At 71.1% G+C, this 19,162-nt stretch carries 23 protein-coding genes and 1 tRNA gene; 15 read left to right on the top strand and 9 right to left on the bottom strand.

What is annotated here, in order from left to right:
• Position 1 precedes the first annotated feature (1 nt).
• The 3 genes from J2S55_RS12060 to J2S55_RS12050 form a co-directional block, all read right to left on the bottom strand.
• Positions 2 to 529, bottom strand: coding sequence for a helix-turn-helix domain-containing protein (locus tag J2S55_RS12060; protein WP_306859854.1), 528 nt, complete (start codon positions 527 to 529; stop codon positions 2 to 4).
• Between the two features lie 70 nt (positions 530 to 599).
• On the bottom strand, positions 600 to 1,526 hold the full coding sequence (locus J2S55_RS12055; protein ID WP_306859852.1) for a M56 family metallopeptidase: 927 nt from the start codon (positions 1,524 to 1,526) through the stop codon (positions 600 to 602).
• Positions 1,523 to 1,879, bottom strand: coding sequence for a BlaI/MecI/CopY family transcriptional regulator (locus J2S55_RS12050; protein ID WP_306859850.1), 357 nt, complete (start codon positions 1,877 to 1,879; stop codon positions 1,523 to 1,525). Before J2S55_RS12050 ends, J2S55_RS12055 begins: the two co-directional genes overlap by 4 nt.
• A 130-nt stretch (positions 1,880 to 2,009) precedes the next feature.
• Here J2S55_RS12050 and J2S55_RS12045 point away from each other — a divergent pair, with 130 nt between their 5' ends.
• On the top strand, positions 2,010 to 2,516 hold the full coding sequence (locus J2S55_RS12045) for an O-acetyl-ADP-ribose deacetylase (protein ID WP_306859848.1): 507 nt from the start codon (positions 2,010 to 2,012) through the stop codon (positions 2,514 to 2,516).
• Positions 2,517 to 2,592: 76 nt separating this feature from the next.
• Here J2S55_RS12045 and J2S55_RS12040 read toward each other — a convergent pair whose 3' ends face one another.
• From J2S55_RS12040 to J2S55_RS12030, 3 genes are read right to left on the bottom strand one after another with little or no spacing between them, the layout of a single operon-like run.
• A complete protein-coding gene (locus J2S55_RS12040) occupies positions 2,593 to 3,111 on the bottom strand; it encodes a GNAT family N-acetyltransferase (RefSeq protein ID WP_306859846.1) in 519 nt (172 codons plus the stop codon).
• A gap of 10 nt (positions 3,112 to 3,121) precedes the next feature.
• Complete coding sequence (locus tag J2S55_RS12035; protein ID WP_306859844.1) at positions 3,122 to 3,931, bottom strand: class I SAM-dependent methyltransferase; 810 nt, start codon at positions 3,929 to 3,931, stop codon at positions 3,122 to 3,124.
• Between the two features lie 2 nt (positions 3,932 to 3,933).
• A complete protein-coding gene (locus tag J2S55_RS12030) occupies positions 3,934 to 4,671 on the bottom strand; it encodes an SDR family oxidoreductase (RefSeq protein WP_306859842.1) in 738 nt (245 codons plus the stop codon).
• Between the two features lie 99 nt (positions 4,672 to 4,770).
• On the opposite strand from J2S55_RS12030, the gene mshA reads away from it, so the two are divergent.
• From mshA to J2S55_RS12015, 3 genes are all read left to right on the top strand, one after another.
• A complete protein-coding gene (mshA, locus tag J2S55_RS12025; protein WP_306859840.1) occupies positions 4,771 to 6,054 on the top strand; it encodes a D-inositol-3-phosphate glycosyltransferase in 1,284 nt (427 codons plus the stop codon).
• 70 nt (positions 6,055 to 6,124) lie between these two features.
• Positions 6,125 to 6,604 carry a type III secretion system chaperone family protein gene (locus J2S55_RS12020; RefSeq protein ID WP_306859838.1) on the top strand — a complete coding sequence of 160 codons (480 nt, stop codon included), beginning with the start codon at positions 6,125 to 6,127 and terminating at the stop codon, positions 6,602 to 6,604.
• 25 nt (positions 6,605 to 6,629) lie between these two features.
• Positions 6,630 to 7,373, top strand: a complete 744-nt coding sequence (locus J2S55_RS12015; protein WP_306859836.1) for a phosphoglyceromutase — start codon at positions 6,630 to 6,632, stop codon at positions 7,371 to 7,373.
• A gap of 300 nt (positions 7,374 to 7,673) precedes the next feature.
• Here J2S55_RS12015 and phoU read toward each other — a convergent pair whose 3' ends face one another.
• A complete protein-coding gene (phoU, locus tag J2S55_RS12010; protein ID WP_306859834.1) occupies positions 7,674 to 8,333 on the bottom strand; it encodes a phosphate signaling complex protein PhoU in 660 nt (219 codons plus the stop codon).
• 155 nt (positions 8,334 to 8,488) lie between these two features.
• On the opposite strand from phoU, the gene J2S55_RS12005 reads away from it, so the two are divergent.
• Together J2S55_RS12005 and J2S55_RS12000 are read left to right on the top strand one after the other, a co-directional pair.
• Positions 8,489 to 9,673, top strand: coding sequence for a sensor histidine kinase (locus J2S55_RS12005; protein ID WP_370879774.1), 1,185 nt, complete (start codon positions 8,489 to 8,491; stop codon positions 9,671 to 9,673).
• A gap of 5 nt (positions 9,674 to 9,678) precedes the next feature.
• Positions 9,679 to 10,359: a response regulator gene (locus tag J2S55_RS12000; protein WP_470097000.1), complete on the top strand. Its 681-nt coding sequence runs from the start codon at positions 9,679 to 9,681 to the stop codon at positions 10,357 to 10,359.
• A gap of 232 nt (positions 10,360 to 10,591) precedes the next feature.
• Here the strand turns inward: J2S55_RS12000 and J2S55_RS11995 are convergent, their stop codons facing one another.
• The gene (locus J2S55_RS11995) at positions 10,592 to 11,173 is read right to left on the bottom strand and encodes a copper chaperone PCu(A)C domain-containing protein (protein WP_306859831.1); all 582 of its coding nucleotides are present in this window, start codon (positions 11,171 to 11,173) and stop codon (positions 10,592 to 10,594) included.
• Positions 11,174 to 11,434: 261 nt separating this feature from the next.
• Between J2S55_RS11995 and J2S55_RS11990 the strand changes: the two genes are divergently transcribed.
• The 4 genes from J2S55_RS11990 to J2S55_RS11975 all read left to right on the top strand — a co-directional run bounded on the left by J2S55_RS11990 (position 11,435) and on the right by J2S55_RS11975 (position 13,212).
• Positions 11,435 to 11,917 carry a CarD family transcriptional regulator gene (locus J2S55_RS11990; protein ID WP_012887713.1) on the top strand — a complete coding sequence of 161 codons (483 nt, stop codon included), beginning with the start codon at positions 11,435 to 11,437 and terminating at the stop codon, positions 11,915 to 11,917.
• 17 nt (positions 11,918 to 11,934) lie between these two features.
• Positions 11,935 to 12,414 carry a 2-C-methyl-D-erythritol 2,4-cyclodiphosphate synthase gene (gene ispF, locus J2S55_RS11985; RefSeq protein WP_306859824.1) on the top strand — a complete coding sequence of 160 codons (480 nt, stop codon included), beginning with the start codon at positions 11,935 to 11,937 and terminating at the stop codon, positions 12,412 to 12,414.
• Between the two features lie 167 nt (positions 12,415 to 12,581).
• A complete protein-coding gene (locus J2S55_RS11980; RefSeq protein WP_306859822.1) occupies positions 12,582 to 12,848 on the top strand; it encodes a GlsB/YeaQ/YmgE family stress response membrane protein in 267 nt (88 codons plus the stop codon).
• Positions 12,849 to 12,945: 97 nt separating this feature from the next.
• Positions 12,946 to 13,212, top strand: coding sequence for a GlsB/YeaQ/YmgE family stress response membrane protein (locus J2S55_RS11975; protein WP_189792333.1), 267 nt, complete (start codon positions 12,946 to 12,948; stop codon positions 13,210 to 13,212).
• Between the two features lie 950 nt (positions 13,213 to 14,162).
• Here the strand turns inward: J2S55_RS11975 and J2S55_RS11970 are convergent.
• Entirely contained in the window at positions 14,163 to 15,500 is a 1,338-nt protein-coding gene (locus tag J2S55_RS11970; RefSeq protein WP_306859819.1) for a hypothetical protein, read from the bottom strand.
• 68 nt (positions 15,501 to 15,568) lie between these two features.
• On the opposite strand from J2S55_RS11970, the gene J2S55_RS11965 reads away from it, so the two are divergent.
• From J2S55_RS11965 to J2S55_RS11945, 5 genes are all read left to right on the top strand, one after another.
• On the top strand, positions 15,569 to 15,958 hold the full coding sequence (locus tag J2S55_RS11965) for a PPOX class F420-dependent oxidoreductase (RefSeq protein WP_306859817.1): 390 nt from the start codon (positions 15,569 to 15,571) through the stop codon (positions 15,956 to 15,958).
• 188 nt (positions 15,959 to 16,146) lie between these two features.
• Entirely contained in the window at positions 16,147 to 17,544 is a 1,398-nt protein-coding gene (cysS, locus tag J2S55_RS11960; RefSeq protein ID WP_306859815.1) for a cysteine--tRNA ligase, read from the top strand.
• Between the two features lie 23 nt (positions 17,545 to 17,567).
• On the top strand, positions 17,568 to 18,536 hold the full coding sequence (gene rlmB / locus J2S55_RS11955; protein ID WP_306859814.1) for a 23S rRNA (guanosine(2251)-2'-O)-methyltransferase RlmB: 969 nt from the start codon (positions 17,568 to 17,570) through the stop codon (positions 18,534 to 18,536).
• 119 nt (positions 18,537 to 18,655) lie between these two features.
• Positions 18,656 to 18,728, top strand: a tRNA-Thr gene (locus tag J2S55_RS11950).
• 106 nt (positions 18,729 to 18,834) lie between these two features.
• On the top strand, positions 18,835 to 19,032 hold the full coding sequence (locus tag J2S55_RS11945; RefSeq protein WP_306859812.1) for a DUF2283 domain-containing protein: 198 nt from the start codon (positions 18,835 to 18,837) through the stop codon (positions 19,030 to 19,032).
• Positions 19,033 to 19,162: the final 130 nt, after the last annotated feature.

Below are 19,162 nucleotides of genomic sequence, written 5' to 3'. Positions count from 1 at the left end.
GTTAACCTTCCTTGGTTTCCGGTGTGACGTGGCCGCTGTCCGAAGGCGCCGCATAGGGCTTGAGCGCGGCGAGATATTCCTCGGGCAGTGGCGTCTCGCCGTTCGGCGAGGAGCCGGCGTCGCCCCCATGGGGCTCCGGTGCGGAACGCGTTTTCTGGGAGGTCTGCGCGTCTCCGTCCGGGGTCCCGGCCCGGTTCTCCTTGCGGAACGACTCGTAGATGTCGATGAGCACCTGGCGCTGACGCTCGGTGATGAGATGGTCGGCCCTGATCGCGGTCAGCACGTCGCTGTCCGGCTCGCGGTCTTCGATGAGACCGGCCTGGACGTAGAGCGCCTGCGAGGAGATGTGCAGGCCCTTGGCGATCTGGTTCAGGATCTCCGCGCTGGGCTTGCGCAACCCCCGCTCGATCTGGCTGAGGTAGGGGTTGGAGACCCCGGCCGCGGCGGCGAGCTGGCGCAGGGAGATCTTCGCCTGCGTGCGCTGCTCGCGGATGTATTCGCCGATCGAGCCGACCTTGGGTAGTGCCATGCCTCCAGTCTGCCCGACAGTGCTTGCAATTGCAAACGCATCGGCTAACGGTTGCAAGCAGTGGGTGGGGTCAGTGCGGGACCAGCCAGAGCAGCGGGGCCGAGACCGTGAGGGTGACGGAGAAGGCGACGATGCTGTAGCGGACCCCGCGGGGCAGGCAGGGACCCGGGGTGACGAGGCGCTCGACCCGGGCCATCACCGCCGCCGACGAGCTCGCCGCGCCCAGCGCCCCGTTCGGGGTCGGCACGGCGCCCGCCGTACCGAAGCGGAGCAGGGCGGTGGCCAGGCGGCGGGGAGAGCAGTAGCGGCGGGCGACGTCGTCGGCGGCCATCTCCACCAGCAGGCTGACCTCGTACTGCACGGTCGCGACGAGCCTCGACCAGGGCAGCGCCCGGCGCAGCGCGGCGAACGGCAGCAGCACCAGGTCGTGCCGCTCGCGGACGTGGGCGGCCTCGTGGGCGAGCACCGCGCTCAGCTCGGCGGGGGAGAGCAGCTTCAGGGTGCCCGCGCTGACGACGACCTGGGAGCGGAGGCCGGGCACGCAGTAGGCGGTGGCGCCCGGGTGGTCGAGCACCCGCACCCCGGGGACCTCGGGGTCCTCGCGGGCGATGAGGGCGAGCAGGGTGCGGTGGCGGTGGCGGGCGCGGAAGGTCTGCACGCCCGCGGTCAGGAGCACCACGACGAGCACGGCGAGTGCGGTCAGCCCGGTGATGAGGGCCACGATCCTCGGCAGATCGTAAGGTCCGGGCGGGCCGTACCCGCCGTCGAAGGCGGCCGAGGCGAAGGCGGCCAGACCGTGCAGCACCCCTTGGCCGTAGGGCTCCAGGGCGTAGGCGAGCAGCGCGCCGGTCCCGGCCAGGCCCCAGGTGACGCCGAGCGCCTGCCACAGGACGATGGCCACGTGCGGGGCACGGTAAGTCCACCGCGCCCGCGTGAACCGCCAGGCTCCGACCGCGCAGACCAGGGCGAGTATCGCCAGGGCTGCCGCGGTTATCACTCGTCCTCCAGCTCCGTCAGGGCTCTGCGCAGGATGTCGGCCTCGTTGCCGGAGACGGCCTGGGCGAATCGGGTAAGGGCGGCCGACCGGTCTCCGGTCAGGTCAAGTGCTTCCAGCATAAGCTCAGCGATGTATGCGTCGCGGCTCTCGGCCGGTTCGTAGCGCCAGGCGCGCCCGTCGCGGGTCCGTAGCAGGAACCCCTTGCGGGTCAGCCGGTCGAGCACGGTCATCACGGTCGTGGGCGCGAGGTCCCGGTCGGCGATCAGACGCCCGACCTCACGCGCGGTCACCGCGGATGGCTGTGCCCAGATGATGTCCATGATGCTGCGTTCAAGCTCGCCGAGACCCTTCACGAGAACAAGCCTAACTCCCGCACCACGAGGGGTAGTACTACGGGTTGTCGAGTCCGGGTGGCCGGAGGCGCGGAGCCGGCGGGGGCGAGATCCGACGAGAGGACCGGCCGTCGCGTAGGGTCGCATCATCATGGAGATCAGACTGGTCCAGGGGGACATCACCGAGCAGGACGTCGACGCCGTGGTGAACGCGGCGAACTCCTCCCTGCTGGGCGGCGGCGGCGTGGACGGGGCCATCCACCGCCGCGGCGGACCGGAGATCCTCCAGGAGTGCCGGGCGCTGCGGGCGTCGCACTACGGCGCGGGACTGCCCACCGGACAGGCGGTCGCCACCACGGCGGGCAGGCTCCCCGCCCGCTGGGTGATCCACACCGTCGGCCCGGTCCACTCGGCCGCCGAGGACCGCTCGGAGCTGCTCGCCTCGTGCTACCGCGAGTCGCTGCGGGTCGCCGACGAGCTGGGCGCCGCGACCGTGGCCTTCCCCGCGATCTCCACCGGCATCTACGGCTGGCCGATGGACGACGGCGCCCGCATCGCGCTGTCCACCGTACGGCGGGCGTCCACGAGCGTCGTCGAGGTCAGGTTCGTGCTGTTCGACGCGGCGGCCCACGCCGCCTTCGAGCGGTCGCTCGGCTAGCCGTACTCGACCCCCCGCGGTCAGTACGGCCGGCGCCGCCGGAGGGCGCCCGCCCCGGCCTCCGGGAGAGGGCCCCTCAGAGGGACTTCACCATGTAGATCTCGTCGCGGTCGTCGCCGGGGGCGAGCCGGATGGCCTTGGGGATGCGGCCGGCCTCGACGTATCCCAGCCCCGCGTAGAAGCGCTCGGTCCCGGTGCCGCCGCGGACGGTCAGGTGCAGCGCCTCGACGCCCAGGGCGCGGGCGGCGGCGTCCGCGGCGCCCATGAGCCGGGACCCGTAGCCCCTGCCCTGGTGCTTGGGGTGGACCATCACGCGCAGCACCCAGCGCCAGTGGGCCCGCAGCCAGGACCCGGCGTCGCCCAGGATCAGCCAGCAGGCCACCCGGCCCTCGGCGTCGAACCCGGCCACCAGGTGATCGTCGTCACCGCAGCGGGCGAACGCGGCCTCGGCCGTCGCCCGGATGTCGTCGGCGGTGACCGGGGGGACGAAGCCGACGGATCCACCCGCGTTGCTCACATCGGTCCAGCAGTCGACGAGCTCGTCGATCAGCTCGGGGGTGAGCTCGGGGTCAGTGACAAAACGCAATTCGGGCATGGAACCGACCCTAACCGGACCGCCTGACAGGGCCGGGGGCGACGGCCTCCCAGGGGAGCGTGAGCTCGCCCAGCCGCCAGCGCGACCGGCCGCCGAGCGGGGGGAGCGTCGCCACCGGCCAGGTCCCGGAGAGCATCCGCACGGCGGCGATCCAGCGCTGGCGGGAGCCGTAGGACCCCAGGGGGGCGTTGACCGCCCAGGCGTGGTCGAAGTCGCGCAGGAAGGCGTGGACGGGCTCGCCGGGGACGTTGCGGTGGATCAGCGTCTTGGGCAGGCGGTCGGCGAGGTCGGAGGGGCGCTCGAAGGCGTCGAACCGGGCGGAGAGGGTCAGGGTCCGCGGGCCGGAGGCGTCGAGCCCGGCCCAGACCGCGCGGTGGCCCACCTCCGAGCAGGTGCCCTCGACGATCACCCCGCCCGGGGCGATCCTCTCCCGCAGCATCGCCCAGTAGTCCCACGCCTCGGCCTCGCCGTACTGCCTGAGCACGTTGAAGGCCCGGACCAGCAGGGGTGGCCGGCTCACCGGCAGCTCGAAGCCGCCGAGCGCGAAGGACAGCCCGGGGCGCTCGTACGGCCTGGCCGCAGCCACCCTGGCCGGGTCGATCTCGATGCCGACGACCTCGACCGAGGGGCAGACCCTCCGCAGCCGCAGGAACAGCTCCAGGGTCGTGGTGTGCGAGGCCCCGTACCCCAGGTCGACCACCAGCGGGCGGTCCGCCGAGCGCAGGAGGCGGCCGTGGGCGGCGGCGATCCACCGGTCGGCCCGCCGCAGCCGGTTGTGGCCCGTCGTCCCCCGGGTGATCTCGCCGACCGGTCTGCGCACGGTCAGACGCGGTGGATCTTGTGCTGGGCGGCCTGGGCGCGGGGGCGGATGACCAGGCGGTCGATGTTCACGTGGGCCGGGCGGGTGACGCACCAGGAGATGGCGTCGGCCACGTCGTCGGCCGACAGCGGGCCGGGGACGCCCTGGTAGACGCGGTCGGCCGCGGCGGAGTCGCCCCGGAAGCGGTTGAGGGAGAACTCCTCGGTGTGGACCATGCCGGGGGCGACCTCGACCACCCGGACCGGCTGGCCGCACAGCTCCAGCCGCAGCACCTCGGCCATGGAGGTCTGGGCGTGCTTGGCCGCGTTGTAGCCGCCGCCGCCCTCGTAGGAGACCAGCCCGGCGACCGAGGTCAGCATCACCAGCACGCCGTCACCGGACTCGACGAGGCGGGGCAGCAGCGCCTGGGTGACGCGGAGCGAACCGAGCACGTTGGTGTCGTACATCATCTGCCAGTCGGCCACGTCCCCGCTCGCCACCGGCTCCAGGCCGACCGCGCCGCCGGCGTTGTTGACCAGCACGTCGCAGCGGTCCAGGGAGGCGGCGAGCTCGTCGACCGACTCCTGCGAGGTCACGTCCAGCGTCACCGCGCGGATCCCGGGCACCTCGGCGGACAGCTTGTCCAGCCGCTCCCGGCGCCGCGCGCCGGCCACCACGTCGAACCCCTCCGCGGCCAGACGGCGTGCCGTCGCCTCACCGATCCCGCTGCTGGCGCCCGTCACCACTGCTGTCCTGTTCATGGCCCCCAATCCTGCCAGGGCCGCCGGCCGTCCCTCCCAGCGCGTCCACATGACGGGAATGTGACGAACTATTGGGTGGTTATATCCCCCTCGGAGGTGGTGTCGGTGAGGCGACGGCGGGTCAACCGGGTCGCGACGATCAGCATGCACACGTCCCCCCTGGACCAGCCGGGGACCGGAGACGCGGGCGGCATGAACGTCTACATCGTGGAGGCGGCCAAACGTCTGGCCCAGCTCGGGGTGGAGGTCGAGATCTTCACCCGGCAGACGTCCCGTGACCTTCCGCCGGTCGCTGAGATCACCCCGGGGGTGTCGGTCCGCCACGTGACCGCCGGGCCGTACGAGGAGCTCGACAAGGGCGACCTGCCCGGCCAGCTCTGCGGCTTCCTGTCGGGTGTGCTGCGCACCGAGGCCACGTACGACCCGGGCCGCTACGACGTGATCCACTCCCACTACTGGCTGTCCGGCCAGGTGGGCTGGCTGGCCAAGGAACGCTGGGGCGTGCCGCTGGTGCACACCATGCACACCATGGCCAAGGTGAAGAACCTCCTGCTCGCCGAGGACGACAGGCCCGAGCCGACCGCCCGCGTGCTGGGCGAGGAGCAGGTCGTCCAGGTGGCCGACCGGCTGGTGGCCAACACCCCGACCGAGGCCCAGGAGCTCATCGACCTGTACGGCGCCGTCCCCGGCCGCGTCGAGGTCGTCAACCCCGGAGTGAACCTCAGCGTCTTCCAGCCCGCGTCCAAGGGCGCGGCCCGTCACCGGCTCGACCTGCCGCAGGACGCCCACGTGCTGCTGTTCGTGGGACGCGTGCAGCCGCTCAAGGCCCCCGACGTGCTGCTGCGCGCCGCGGCCCGGATGCTCATCGACGACCCCTCGCTCCGGCCGAGGCTCGTCGTCGTCTGCGTCGGCGGCCCCAGCGGCAACGGCCTGGCCCGGCCCTCCTACCTCACCGACGTGGCCGCCTCGCTGGGCATCTCCGACGTGGTCAGGATCGTCCCGCCGGCGCCCCAGCAGGAGCTGGCCGACTGGTACCGCGCGGCCGACGTGACGGTGGTCCCCTCGCACAACGAGTCGTTCGGCCTGGTCGCCCTGGAGTCCCAGGCGTGCGGCACGCCGGTCGCCGCCGCCTCCGTGGGAGGGTTGCGCACCGCCGTGCGCGACGGCGTCTCCGGGGTGCTCGTCGAGGGGCACGACCCGGACGACTGGGCGCGGGTGCTCAGCCGGTTCGTCCACCGTCCGGCCTGGCGCGACACGCTCTCGACGGGGGCGGTGGCCCAGGCCGCGGCCTTCGGCTGGTCGGCCACCGCGGCCCGGCTCGCCGAGGTGTACGCGGGGGCGATGGCGAACCTGTACCAGACCCCGATCGCGGTCAACTCGTAGCGGGCGCCGCCCGGGGCCGGCGCGCGGAGGGCGATGCGCGTCGGCCGGGGGAGCCTCGTAGGCTGAGCGCATGCGCGATGTGATCGAGGCGGCGCTGAAGGGCGCGGAGGTCTCCTACGAGGAGCCCCGGCCGGGATCCTTCCTGGTGAAGCTCCCCGGCCAGCACAAACTCGCGACCATGACGTGGCTGATCCTGGGGAGCCGGGCCCTGCACGTGGAGGCGTTCTTCTGCCGCCAGCCCGACGAGAACCACGCCGAGTTCTACCGCTGGCTGCTGACCAAGAACGGCTCCACGTACGGCGTGCACTTCGCCCTCGACCCGGTCGGCGACGTCTACCTGGTCGGCCGCGTCCCGCTGGCGGCGGTCTCGGAGGAGGAGATCGACCGGCTGCTCGGCTGCGTGCTCACCTACTCCGACGAGGGCTTCGACCGGGCGCTGGAGCTGGGCTTCGCCTCCTCGATCCGGCGGGAGTGGGAGTGGCGCGCCAAGCGCGGCGAGTCGCTCGCCAACCTCCAGGCGTTCGCCCGGTTCGCCGACCCCGAGCGCTGAAGGGGCCGCCCACTAAGCTGTCCGTATGGCGACTTTGGTGCTGCTGCGGCATGGTGAGAGCGAGTGGAACGCTAAGGGTCTGTTCACCGGATGGGTGGACGCGGGGCTCTCGGCCAAGGGCGAGGAGGAGGCGCGGCGCGGCGGGCAGCTGCTGCTCGACGCCGGAGTGCGGCCCGACGTGGTGCACACCTCGGTGCTGACCCGGGCCATCCAGACCGCCAACCTCGCGCTCGGCGCCGCCGACCTGCTCTGGCTGCCGGTCACCCGGTCGTGGCGGCTCAACGAGCGCCACTACGGCGCGCTGCAGGGCAAGGACAAGGCGCAGACCCGCGCCGAGTTCGGCGACGAGCAGTTCATGCTCTGGCGCCGCTCCTATGACACCCCGCCGCCTCCGATCGCCGACGACGACGAGTTCTCGCAGCTCGGCGACGCGCGCTACGCGTCGCTCCCGAACGAGCTGCTGCCGAGGACCGAGTGCCTCAAGGACGTCGTCGAGCGCATGCTCCCCTACTGGTACGACCAGATCGTGCCGGACCTGTCGGCGGGCCGGACCGTCCTGGTCGTCGCGCACGGCAACTCCCTGCGGGCGCTGGTCAAGCACCTCGACGGGATCGGCGACGACGAGATCGCCGCTCTCAACATCCCCACCGGCATCCCGCTCCGCTACGAGCTGGACGACGACTTCCGGCCGGTCGCCAAGGGCGGCCTGTATCTCGACCCCGAGGCCGCCGCGGCCGCCATCGAGGCCGTGGCCAACCAGGGCAAGTAGGGGCCTAGGCCGTACGGCGGGCGGGCCCGCGCGGAGCGGGCGACAGGGACGCGACAGAGACACAGAGACGCGCCGGACACAGAGACAGCGACGCGACAGAGACGGAGAAGGGCCCGCCGGTCGGCGGGCCCTTCTCCTCTTCTCAGGGCTTCTCGGGGGTTATTGGGGTTCTCGGGGGTTCTTGGGGCGGTTTCTCGTAATGGTCGGGTTTCTGGGCGGCCGGGGCTTTCCGGGCCTTCCGGAGGTCTCCCGCCGGGTCTCAGCGGGCCCCCGCGGCTCCGGGAGGCGGCCCCAGGGGGCTCACAGAGTGTCGAGGTCCTGCGTCCGGGAGCCGGTCACCAGGTAGACCACGTCCTGGGCGACGCGGACCGCGTGGTCGGCGTAGCGCTCGTAGTAACGGCCGATCAGCGTCACGTCGATGGCCGGCTCGACGCCGTACTTCCAGTCCTCGTCCATCAGGATCTTGAACAGCCTGCGGTGCAGCTTGTCCATCGCGTCGTCGTCGGCCTCGAGCTCCAGGGCCGACTCCACGTCGCGCGAGGCGATGCAGCTGCCCGTCTTGGTGATCAGGCGTTCGGCGATCTGGCCCATCTCCAGGATGGTGGAGCGGATCTCCGGGGGGATCGCCGAGTCCGGGTGGCGCAGCCGGGCGACCTTGGCGACGTGCTCGGCCAGGTCGCCCATCCGCTCCAGGTCGGTGCCCATCCGCAGGGCCACGATGATCATCCGGAGGTCCACGGCCACCGGCTGCTGCCGGGCCATCAGATCGAAGATCGACGCCTCGATCTCCGCGAAGATCCGGTCGACCTCCTCGTCATGGGAGATGACGCTCTCCGCGAGCTGGAGGTCGGAGTCGAGCAGGGCGGTGGTGGCCCGGGAGATCGCCGACCTCACCAGACGGGTCATCTCGACCAGCCGGTCTGTGAGGGCATCGAGTTCTTCGTGGTAGACGTCGCGCATGAGCCTCAACGTACGCGCGCGACAGTGAACGAACCTCGACCGTAAAGTGAACTTTGTGGGAAAGGCGACGGTCACGCCCTCGTGAGCTGCCTGAACGGTTGAACCCGCGCCTACCATCAAGGGCGTGAAGCCGACAGGAGGACCACGTGAGTGAGCTGGTGGCGAGTCTGGCCGCACTGGCCGGCTTCGTCGTGGGAGCGTTGGCCGTGATGGTCGTCCGCCAGAACGTGGGACAGCGACGGATGATGACGCCGGTGGACGGCGTCGAGCCCGGTGCGCTGCCCCAGGGTGTCGCCTCGGTGCTGGCCGTGCTGCCGTCCTCGGCGGTCGTGCTCGACAAGGAGGACCGGGTGCTGCGGGCCAGTTCGGCCGCGCGGGCGTTCGGCCTGGTCAGAGGTGACCACATGATGGCGGCCGAACTGCTCGCGCTGGCCAGGCAGGTACGCAGGGACGGCGAGATCCGTGAGAGCGAGATCGAGGTGGCCGGGCACAAGTTCGGCCAGGAGTCGACCAACTTCGCGGTCAGGGTCGCCCCGCTGGGGTCGCACGGCCAGGTGCTCGTGCTCGCCGAGGACCAGACCGAGCACCGGCGCGTCGAGGCGGTCCGCCGCGACTTCGTCGCCAACGTGAGCCACGAGCTCAAGACGCCGGTGGGCGCGCTGTCGCTGCTGGCCGAGACCATCCAGGACGCCGCCGACGACCCCGAGGCGGTCACCCGCTTCGCCGGGCGCATGCAGCACGAGGCCGCCCGCCTCACCTACCTGGTCCAGGACCTCATCACGCTCTCCAGGATCCAGGGGGCCGAGCCCATCCCCACCCCGGGGCCGGTCCCGATCGACGAGGCCGTGCACGAGGCCATCGACCGCTGCAACACCACGGCGGCGGCCAAGGACATCACGCTCGTCGCCGGCGGCGCCGAGGGGCTGCAGGTCTGGGGTGACGACGAGCTCCTGGTCACCGCGCTGCGCAACCTCATCGACAACGCGGTCGCCTACAGCCCCGAGCACACCCGGGTCGTGGTCAGCGCGCGCGCGGCGGGCGCCCACACCGAATCCGTCGAGATCAGCGTGAGCGACCAGGGGATCGGCATCCCCGAGAGCGCGCAGGAGCGGATCTTCGAGCGCTTCTTCCGCGTCGACGCCGCCCGCTCGCGCGCCACCGGCGGCACGGGTCTCGGCCTGGCCATCGTCAAGCACGTCGCCGCCGCCCACAACGGCGCGGTCACGGTGTGGAGCAAGGAAGGCTCGGGCTCCACCTTCACTCTCCGCCTGCCCGCCTTCGGCGGCATGGCGGTAGCCGTACCCGGTACCACCACCATCCCCCTGGAGGCCGCGCAGTGACTCGCGTGCTTGTTGTCGAGGACGAGGAGTCGTTCTCCGACGCCCTGTCGTACATGCTGCGCAAGGAGGGCTTCGAGGTCGCGGTCGCGGCCACCGGCCCCGAGGCGTTGGACACCTTCGACCGTAACGGCGCCGACCTGGTGCTGCTCGACCTGATGCTGCCCGGCCTGCCCGGCACCGAGGTCTGCCGCTCCCTCCGCCAGCGCTCCAACGTCCCCGTCATCATGCTCACCGCGAAGGACAGCGAGATCGACAAGGTCGTCGGGCTGGAGCTCGGCGCCGACGACTACGTGACCAAGCCGTTCTCCTCAAGGGAGCTGGTGGCCCGCATCCGCGCGGTGCTGCGCCGTCAGGGCGACGTGGAGGAGGTGGAGTCGGCCGTGCTGGCCGCCGGACCGGTCCGGATGGACGTGGACCGGCACATCGTCGCGGTCCGCGGCCAGCAGGTGCAGCTCCCCCTGAAGGAGTTCGAGCTGCTGGAGGTCCTGCTGCGCAACGCCGGCCGGGTGCTCACCCGCGGCCAGCTCATCGACCGGGTCTGGGGCGCCGACTACGTGGGCGACACCAAGACCCTGGACGTGCACGTCAAGCGGCTGCGCGCCAAGGTCGAGTCCGACCCTTCCAACCCGCGCTGCATCCTCACCGTCCGCGGGCTGGGCTACAAGTTCGACCCGGCCGAGGACTGAGGGCCTCCTGGACACGGAAAAGGGGGGTGTACGGCCTTGCGGGCCGTACACCCCCCTTCCTGTCTGTCCGAGGGCCTCACGCCTTGCCTGAGGCCCTCACACGCGTTGTCCGAGGCCCGCACGCGCGTGCGGGCGGGCCCCCTTTCGGGGTCGGCCCCGGCGTGCCGGGCTGCTCAGTGGTCGCTACCGGCGTGCTGGGCTCTCGGCGGTCGCCCCCGGCGTGTCCGGCTGCTCAGTGGTCGCCCTCGGCGTGTTCCTCGGTGGCGGAGGGCGTAGGCGTCGGCGTCGGGGCCGCGGTGGCGCCCGGAGCCTGCGGGAGCTGGGCGAACTCACGGCTGCGGGTGATGACCGGGATGTTGAGGGGGATGAGGCCCGCGTTGGCGAACTGCAGCTGCACCGGGATGCTCTCGCCGCCCCGGAGCGGCTTCTTGAGCCCCTCGATCGTGATCGCGGGCGTGGGCTTGCCCACGCTCACGCGCTGTTCGGCGGGGAGGTCGACCGCTGCGGTGACCTTGGCGGTGCCGAGGGCGGGGTCGACGCCGATGCCGAGGAGCCTGTCGGGGCCCTTGTTGGTGTTCACCACCGACAGGTAGAGCGGCGTCGTGCCACCGGCCGGCAGCGTCGCGCCGGAGTCGGGGCCCAGGAAGAAGGCCTGGGAGATGTCGATCCCCTGGACCTTGACGGTGAGCGCCTCGGTCGGGGAGTAGGGCTTGTTGGTAATCGCGTCGAATCCGGCACCACAGCCGGCCAGGACCGGGGCGGCTGCGAGGAACGCGGCGGCGGCGATCGCCCAGTGACGGCTGTTGCGGGTCACGGTGCGAGTTCTCCTTGTCACACAAGAGGTAGGGCAGAGCCAACCCTATCCGTGGTCTTTGCCGGGTTTTCCGGCGGCCCACCTGATCGTCGGGAGGCGGGGAGCGCAGGTCATAGGCGCTTTTCTCACCCTTGATTCATACAGGCGGGCGCTTGTCAAGCCTTAAAATGCCGCTTTGACCTGCAGTTATGGTGATTTCACTGTTCCGGGAGGCTGTGGATACGTGGTACTCTTGAGTACAGCGGAAGGGGTACTTGTCACATGACTTTCCAGGTCGGCGACACTGTCGTCTACCCCCACCACGGGGCTGCTCGGATCGAGGCAATCACGACCCGGACCATCAAGGGTGAGGAAAGGACCTACCTGGTTCTCAAGGTCGACAAGGGCGACCTTACCGTCCAGGTGCCGGCTGACAACGCCGAACTCGTGGGTGTTCGCGATGTCGTCGGCCAAGAAGGCCTTGAGCGCGTTTTCGACGTGCTTCGCATGCCTCACACCGAAGAGCCCACGAACTGGTCCCGCCGCTACAAGGCCAACCTGGAGAAGCTGGCGTCCGGTGACGTCAACAAGGTGGCCGAGGTCGTTCGCGACCTGTGGCGACGAGACAAGGAACGCGGGCTCTCCGCAGGAGAGAAGCGGATGCTGGCCAAGGCCCGGCAGATCCTGGTCAGCGAGCTCGCGCTCGCCGAGAAGACCAACGAGGACAAGGCCGAAGCCCTGCTCGACGAGGTTCTCAACTCCTGAACACGACATTTCCACGGGTGGGCGTCGGAGTCGACGTCCACCCGTTCGCATCCGGCCGCGAGTTGCATCTCGCGGGCCTGTACTGGCCGGGCGAGACGGGTCTCTCCGGTCACTCCGACGGCGACGCCGCCGCCCACGCCGCCTGTGACGCGCTGCTGTCGGCGGCGGGTCTTGGCGATCTCGGCGGTCTGTTCGGCACCTCCGACCCTCGATGGGCAGGAGCCTCCGGCGCCGCCCTGCTGGAGGAGACCGCCCGGAAGGTCCGCGCCGCCGGTTTCGAGATCGGCAATGTGGCCGTCCAGGTGATCGGGAACCGGCCGAAGCTGGCACCCCGCCGTACGGAGGCCGAGAAGGCCCTCAGCGCGGCCGTGGGCGCCCCGGTGAGCGTCAGCGCCACCACGACCGACGGCCTGGGGCTCACCGGGCGCGGCGAGGGCGTGGCGGCCATGGCGACCGCGATTGTGGTGAACCTGCTGCCGGGTTCAGGCGTCATCTAATACGGAACGCGAAAGCGTTCCGGCGGGCGGCGTGTAATGCTCGTCGGCACATTCAGGTGGTGGCCCGTTTACTGGCGCGGTACGGGCCACCCCTTTTTTATCGAATGATCTGTGAATGCCCTGGGTAGCTCCCTATTGACCATGTCTCGTCACCGGGGGAGCAAGGCATGATTGGATCGATTATTTCCGCGATCGTCATCGGGGCCATCGTCGGAGCTCTGGCACGTCTTATCATTCCGGGGCGGCAGAACCTCTCGATCGGGGTGACGCTCGTCGTCGGAATCGTCGCCGCGCTCGTCGGCACGCTCATCGCCGCCCTGCTCGGCATCGCCAATACGCGGGGGATCGACTGGTGGGAGCACATCATCCAGCTCGCGCTGGCGGTGCTCGGCGTGCTGCTCGTCGTCCAGATGCGCGCCGGCAAGGCGCGCTGAGCCGAAATTTTGCCGTCTCCAGGAATATCCCTGACCTAGGGGGTAGCCACCTCCTTGTGAGAGTGAAGGGCTCACCTCACTTCACTGGGAGGTTGACATGACTATCGAGTCCATCCTCGGGGCCATCGTCATCGGCGCCGTCATCGGCGCAATCGGTCGTCTCCTGCTTCCCGGTAGGCAGGCGATCGGATGGATCCTGACCATCGTCGTCGGCATCGTCGCGGCTCTCATCGGCACCGCGATCGCCCAGGTTCTCGGCGTCGCGACCACCAACGGCATCGACTGGATCGAGCTCGTCATGCAGGTCGTCCTGGCGATCGTCGGCGTCGGCCTGGTCGCCGGGCTGAAGCGGTCCAGGGTCTAGACAGCGGGGTGAACCACCCCGACGACCTCGCCGAGGCCCCAACTGAACGCCCTCCGGTCCGGAGGCGGACGCGGTGACGCCCACGACGTCCCCGTCCTCCAGCAAGGCCCGCTCGGCCCCGTCAGACGTGCCGAGCGGGTCCCGGCCGTTCCAGGTCGGCCCGGGAGACACACCGGTCCGGCCGCCGGCCGATCCCGGCACGGGCCCGGAGGTGAGCAGATCGCCGGTCCGCAGCGGGGCGCCGCTCACCGATGTGTGAGCGAATAGCTGCGGGCCGGTCCAGCACCGGGCGGAGAACGCCGCCGGGACACGGCCGGCTCCGCCCGCGACGATGATGCCCGGCCCACGGCCGCCACGGCCGCCCGGCTTACTGAACCGGGCTCCAGGCAGGGCGGCGGGGGATCCAGGGCGGTGGTCCCGGGCGGTGGTCCCGTCGGGACCGTCTCCGGCCGTGCGGCTCTGGGGTCAGCTCCTCCAAGGCCCCGGAACTGACCCCAGAGCCGCACGGCCGGCATCCCCGGCACCACCCACGCTGACGCCCTGCCGTACGGGCCCAGGGGCACCATGCCGGCGCCTTGCCGTACGGCCGGCGGGGATCCGAGCCGCCCTGCCGTATGGGCCCACGGGCGCCATGTTGGACGCCCTGCCGTAGGGCCGGCGAGCATCCCGAGACGTCTCGCGGTATCGGTGCGCGACCACCATGCTGGACGCCCTGCCCTACGGCAGATGGGCATGCCGAAACCCCTGCCGTACCAGCCCACGGGCGCCATGGCGGACGCCCTGCCGTAGGGTCGGCGGGCATCCCGAGACCACCGCCGTACCGGTCCACGGGCACTCCGAGACGCCCTCGTGCCCGCCTGGTCCCCGGTCCGGGGCAGGGGTGGTGCGGGCCGGGGTCAGGCCCTCATTCCTCCGTTGGCGTGGGCGTGGAGCACGGTCGGGGCAGGTTTTCACTCCTCCGGTGGCGTGGGCGTGCTGCGCATCCGCCCGGAGGGCGGCGCGGCCGCCTCCCCGCCCTTCCCATCTTTCTCGTCCTTCTCGTCCTTTCCGTCTGCCCCGTGCCCGGCCGCCGTCTCCGCGCCGTCCTCGTCGTGTGGACCGGGCACGTCGGCCGCCGCCGCGGCGCGCTCCTCATGGTCGGCGGCCTCGGCGCCGTGCGCGGGATCCGGGTCCGGAGCCGAGTCAGAGGACTGGGCGGAGGACCGGGAAGGGGACGGCTCCCCGGCTATCGTGCGGATCGGCTGGGTGTCGGCGTCGAGGTCGCCGACCTCGGCCTCCGGTTCCCGCGCGGGCTCCGCGCCCGCGTCCCAGGTCTCCACCCGCTCGCTGACCCGGCTCTCGGGCTCGGGCTGCTCCGGTACGGCGGGGCGGGGCGGGTGGACGAGCAGATCTCCCTGACGGGGCCGGACCAGATCGCCCCAGCGCATGGGCTTGGCGGGTCCGGGAGCCGGGGCGGGGGCGCCGGGGGCCTCCGGAAGCTCGTCGACCTCGGGGGTCTCCGGCGCGGGGGTGGGGCCGACCACCGGCTCGGTGGGCGGGAGGTCGTGGTGCGGGACGGACTCCAGCGGAGGGGCGGCCTGCGGGTCGAGCGCGACCTCGACCGAGGGATGCTGACCGGGCTGGACCGGCAGGGCCGGCTGGGCGGGTTGGGCGGACTGGTCCGGCCGGGCCGGCGGTGCGGGCCGCGTCCGGGCGGACCGGTCCGGCTGGGCCGGGTATTCCGCGGTCGGCAGGTCCGCCTCCGGGAACGGCACGATGTCACGGCCGTGGCCCGCCGACGCCGCGTCGGCGGCGGTCCGCCGGGCGGCGGCGTGCTTGATCAGCAGGAGCCAGAGCCACAGGGCGAGGAGCAGCATCACCCATGGGGCGACGGCCACCACCACGGCCGCCTGCCGGGCGTCCACCGTGGCCCGTACGGCCGTGGTCACCTCGGCGGCGGCCGCGGCGGCGAACAGCAGTGTCAGGACCACCCCCGCCTGCAGGCGGACCAGCCACCGCCCGCCCCGCAGCAGCAGCACACCGATCATCGCGATGGCGAGCAGCGCGTCGAAGGCCGCCGGATAGAGGTAGTCGAAGCGCGGGTCGGCCTCGCCGGCGAGGGCGAGGGCGCGCAGGTCCTGGAAGGAGAGCACGCACGCGGCGGCGGTGAGCCCGGCCACGCCGACTCCGGCGACGGCGATCCCGGCGCGGCGCAGGGCCACGGCGGCCCGGCTCGGCTCGGCGGGCTGGGACGGGGCGGGGGACGGGCGGGAGACCGAGCCTGCCGCCGCGGGGGATTTGACGTCCATGGCGCTTCGAGCCTACAGAATCGGCACCTGGCATGATCGATGGAGCCAAGTTGGGATTGGGGAGAGACATGCCAGAACTGTCCGCTGATGTGCGCACGCTTTTCGACGGGGCGAACTTCGCCACCGTGACGAGCCTGAACGCCGACGGCAGCCCGCAGGCCAGCGTGGTCTGGGTGAAGACCGACGGCGACGACATCGTGTTCTCCACGGTCAGGGGGCGGCGCAAGGACCGCAATTTCGCGCGTGACCCGCGGACCACGATCGTGGTCGTCGACCACGCCAACCCCTACCGTTACGCGGAGGTGCGCGGCAAGGTCACCGTGACCGAGGACCCCACCGGCGGGCTCATCGACGAGCTGTCGCACAAATACACCGGCAAGTCCTGGGCGGAGGCGCACCCGGGAGTTGAGCGGCTGATCGTGCGCGTCATACCCGAGCGGGTCTACCTGCGAGGATGATCCGACACAGGGCGCCGGGCGCGGTCGATCCGTCAAGAGACCAAGGGTGAGCCGTCGAGACGCCGGGGCCTGTTCCGTCAAGAGGCCGGGTGGCATTCGCCGTTAATGACTACAAAAGACACCCCTGGGCAACTTCAACGTCTCGTAACCCGGCTTATGAGGCCAGGTAAGGCGTTAGCCTTTCCTTCGTGAGCCTGCACCTATACGACACCAGCGTACGTACGGTCCGCGAATTCGTCCCGGTCGAGCCCGGCCGGGCGTCGATCTACCTGTGTGGCGCGACCGTGCAGGCTCCCCCGCATATCGGGCACATCCGCTCCGGCGTCAACTTCGACGTGCTGCGCCGCTGGATGACCCGTTCGGGCTACGAGGTGACCTTCTGCCGGAACGTCACCGACATCGACGACAAGATCATCAGGGTCGCGGCGGACGAGGGCGTGCCCTGGTTCGTCGTCGCCGAGCGCAACCAGCGCGCCTTCACCTGGGCCTACGAGGTGCTCGGCTGCCTGCCGCCGACCGTCGAGCCGAGGGCCACCGGCCACGTGCCCGAGATGATCGAGCTGATGGAGCGGCTGATCGCCGCCGGCCACGCCTACGCCGCCGGGGGCGACGTCTACTTCGACGTGATGTCCTACGCCGACCGCTACGGTTCGCTGTCCAACCAGCGGCTCGAGAACCTGCGGGCCGCCGGTGACACCGACACCGACACCTGCAAGCGGGACCCGCGTGACTTCGCGCTGTGGAAGGGCGAGAAGCCCGGCGAGCCGACCTGGCCGACCCCGTGGGGCCGTGGCCGTCCCGGCTGGCACCTCGAATGCTCCGCCATGGCGACGAAATACCTCGGGGGGACCTTCGACATCCACGGCGGTGGCGTCGACCTGATCTTCCCGCACCACGAGAACGAGCTGACCCAGTCGCAGGCCGCCGGTGACGGCTTCGCGCGCTACTGGATGCACAACGGCATGCTCAAGATCGGCGCGGAGAAGATGAGCAAGTCGCTCGGCAACTCCCTGCTGATCCCCGAGGTGACCAAGAAGGTCCGCCCGGTCGAGCTCCGCTACTATCTCGCGGCCCCTCATTACCGCTCGTCCATCGACTACTCCGAGGAGGCGCTGGCCGAGGCCGCCGCGGCCTACCAGCGCATCGAGGGCTTCGTCACCCGTGCGGCCGAGGTCATCCACGACGTCGACGCGCACGCGCCGCTGCCCCAGGCGTTCGTGGACGCGCTCGACGACGACCTGGGCACCCCGCAGGCGCTCGCCGTGGTGCACGAGGTGGTCCGCGAGGGCAACGTCGCGCTGGCGCAGGGCAACAAGGAACAGGTCGCCAGGTTGCTGGCCGAGACGCAGAACATGCTCGACGTGCTCGGGCTGGACCCGCGCTCGGAGCAGTGGCGCTCCTCGGGCGGGGACGCGGGCCTGCGCTCGACGGTGGACGCGCTGGTCAGCGTGGCCCTGGAGCAGCGTCAGGCGGCCCGCAGCCGTAAGGACTTCGCCGCGGCCGACGGCATCCGCGACCGGCTCGCCGGAGCCGGGATCCTCGTGGAGGACACCCCCCAGGGTCCTCGCTGGGAGCTTTCGCGGTAAAAGCAGGCCGTACCCTAGACAGCATGGCTGGTGGGGGTAGAGGGTCCGGGCGACCCGCGAAGAAGAAGAGTCCGACCAAGGGCACGGGCGGCAACGTCCGCCGTGGCCTGGAAGGCAAGGGGGCGACCCCGCCGGCGCACATGCGGCACTGGCACAAGGACAAGGCGCGCGCCGAGCGGATCGAGCGCGAGGAGCGGGGCGGCCGGCCCTCCTCCCCGCGCACCCCGGTCCGCAGCAAGCGGAGCGAGGACGCCCCCGAATACATCGGGGGCCGCAACCCCGTCGTCGAGGCGCTGCGGGCCGGGGTGCCGGCGAGCACGCTCTACGTCGCCCTGCGCATCGACAACGACGACCGGGTCAAGGAGTCCGTCCGGATCGCCGCCGACCGCGGCATCGCGATGCTGGAGGTCGGCAGGGAGAAGCTCGACCGTCTGACCGAGGGCGCGATCCACCAGGGGCTGGCCCTGCAGATCCCCCCCTACGAATACGCCCACCCCGAGGACCTGGTCGGCATCGCCCAGGATGCCGCCGAGGTGCCGCTGATCGTGGCCCTCGACGGCGTCACCGATCCGCGCAACCTCGGCGCCATCGCCCGCTCCGCCACCGCCTTCGGCGCCCACGGGCTGGTCGTCCCCTCCCGCCGTTCGGCCGGGGTGACGGGCGGCGCCTGGAAGACCTCCGCGGGCACGCTGGCCAACATGGCGGTCGCCCGCGCGGCCAACCTGACCGCGACCCTGCGCGAATACCGCGAGGCCGGCCTGTTCGTGATCGGCCTCGACGGCGAGGGCACGGTCGACATCGGCGACGCCAACCTCCTCGACGGCCCGCTGGTCGTCGTCGTGGGGTCGGAGGGCAAGGGCCTGTCCCGCCTGGTCCGCGAGTCCTGCGACCTGGTCGTCCGCATCCCCATGAACGCCGCGGCCGAGTCCCTGAACGCGGGCGTCGCCGCCGGTGTCGCCCTCTACGAAGTGGCCCGCCACCGCCGCCGCTAGGCCCTGTCCCGCGGATCCCCGCCACCGCGGATCCGCGGAACTCGCCCGTTCTTTCCGACTCCTCCGCTCAGCTCGGTGACGTCCGGGGCATAAGCCGACTACACTCATCAGGCGACCATGCCGACGTAGCTCAATCGGCAGAGCATCTGTCTTGTAAACAGAAGGTCAGGGGTTCGATTCCCCTCGTCGGCTCGCAGTGAAGAAGGCCCCTGAACAGGTATTACGCCGTCAGGGGCCTTCTCTTTGCCCGTATGATTTCCCGATCTTGCTAACACCTTTGCCAACAGCGGGAGGCTCGGTGGCTCTGGAGGAGCGCCCAGGCACGTGGACCTATGATCCGGAAGCCGAGGGCACCTATGTCTACCTGCGCGGCCCGATCCCTCCAGGCGGCGCGGTGCGGACGGTCACGGCGGACGGCGCGATGGTGAACTTCGATCTGGACGAGGATGGCAAGGTGATCGGCATCGAGATCCTCGCCGCATGGCCCGGGGAGTAGTGGAGGAGCCCGGACATGAGCAAGGACTCTCCCGATGCAGGAGAGTCCTTGGGGGCGAAGATCTCAGTCCGAGTCCTTGACGGCCCGTATCACCTGAGCCCTTTTGGACCGGTCGAGACCCGCGGCGCCG

This window comes from Streptosporangium brasiliense, assembly GCF_030811595.1.
Lineage (GTDB): Bacteria > Actinomycetota > Actinomycetes > Streptosporangiales > Streptosporangiaceae > Streptosporangium > Streptosporangium brasiliense.
Note: the sequence above shows the minus strand (reverse complement) of the source record. Positions and strands in the feature narration are given on the sequence as shown.

Coding starts and splice junctions, on each gene's coding strand:
- J2S55_RS11990 (WP_012887713.1), top strand. CDS start 11,435: ATGACTTTCCAGGTCGGCGACACTGTCGTCTACCCCCACCACGGGGCT.
- J2S55_RS12020 (WP_306859838.1), top strand. CDS start 6,125: ATGCGCGATGTGATCGAGGCGGCGCTGAAGGGCGCGGAGGTCTCCTAC.
- J2S55_RS12060 (WP_306859854.1), bottom strand. CDS start 529: ATGGCACTACCCAAGGTCGGCTCGATCGGCGAATACATCCGCGAGCAG.
- J2S55_RS11980 (WP_306859822.1), top strand. CDS start 12,582: ATGATTGGATCGATTATTTCCGCGATCGTCATCGGGGCCATCGTCGGA.
- J2S55_RS12015 (WP_306859836.1), top strand. CDS start 6,630: ATGGCGACTTTGGTGCTGCTGCGGCATGGTGAGAGCGAGTGGAACGCT.
- J2S55_RS12040 (WP_306859846.1), bottom strand. CDS start 3,111: ATGCCCGAATTGCGTTTTGTCACTGACCCCGAGCTCACCCCCGAGCTG.
- rlmB (WP_306859814.1), top strand. CDS start 17,568: ATGGCTGGTGGGGGTAGAGGGTCCGGGCGACCCGCGAAGAAGAAGAGT.
- J2S55_RS11970 (WP_306859819.1), bottom strand. CDS start 15,500: ATGGACGTCAAATCCCCCGCGGCGGCAGGCTCGGTCTCCCGCCCGTCC.
- J2S55_RS11975 (WP_189792333.1), top strand. CDS start 12,946: ATGACTATCGAGTCCATCCTCGGGGCCATCGTCATCGGCGCCGTCATC.
- phoU (WP_306859834.1), bottom strand. CDS start 8,333: ATGCGCGACGTCTACCACGAAGAACTCGATGCCCTCACAGACCGGCTG.
- J2S55_RS12045 (WP_306859848.1), top strand. CDS start 2,010: ATGGAGATCAGACTGGTCCAGGGGGACATCACCGAGCAGGACGTCGAC.
- J2S55_RS12030 (WP_306859842.1), bottom strand. CDS start 4,671: ATGAACAGGACAGCAGTGGTGACGGGCGCCAGCAGCGGGATCGGTGAG.
- J2S55_RS11965 (WP_306859817.1), top strand. CDS start 15,569: ATGCCAGAACTGTCCGCTGATGTGCGCACGCTTTTCGACGGGGCGAAC.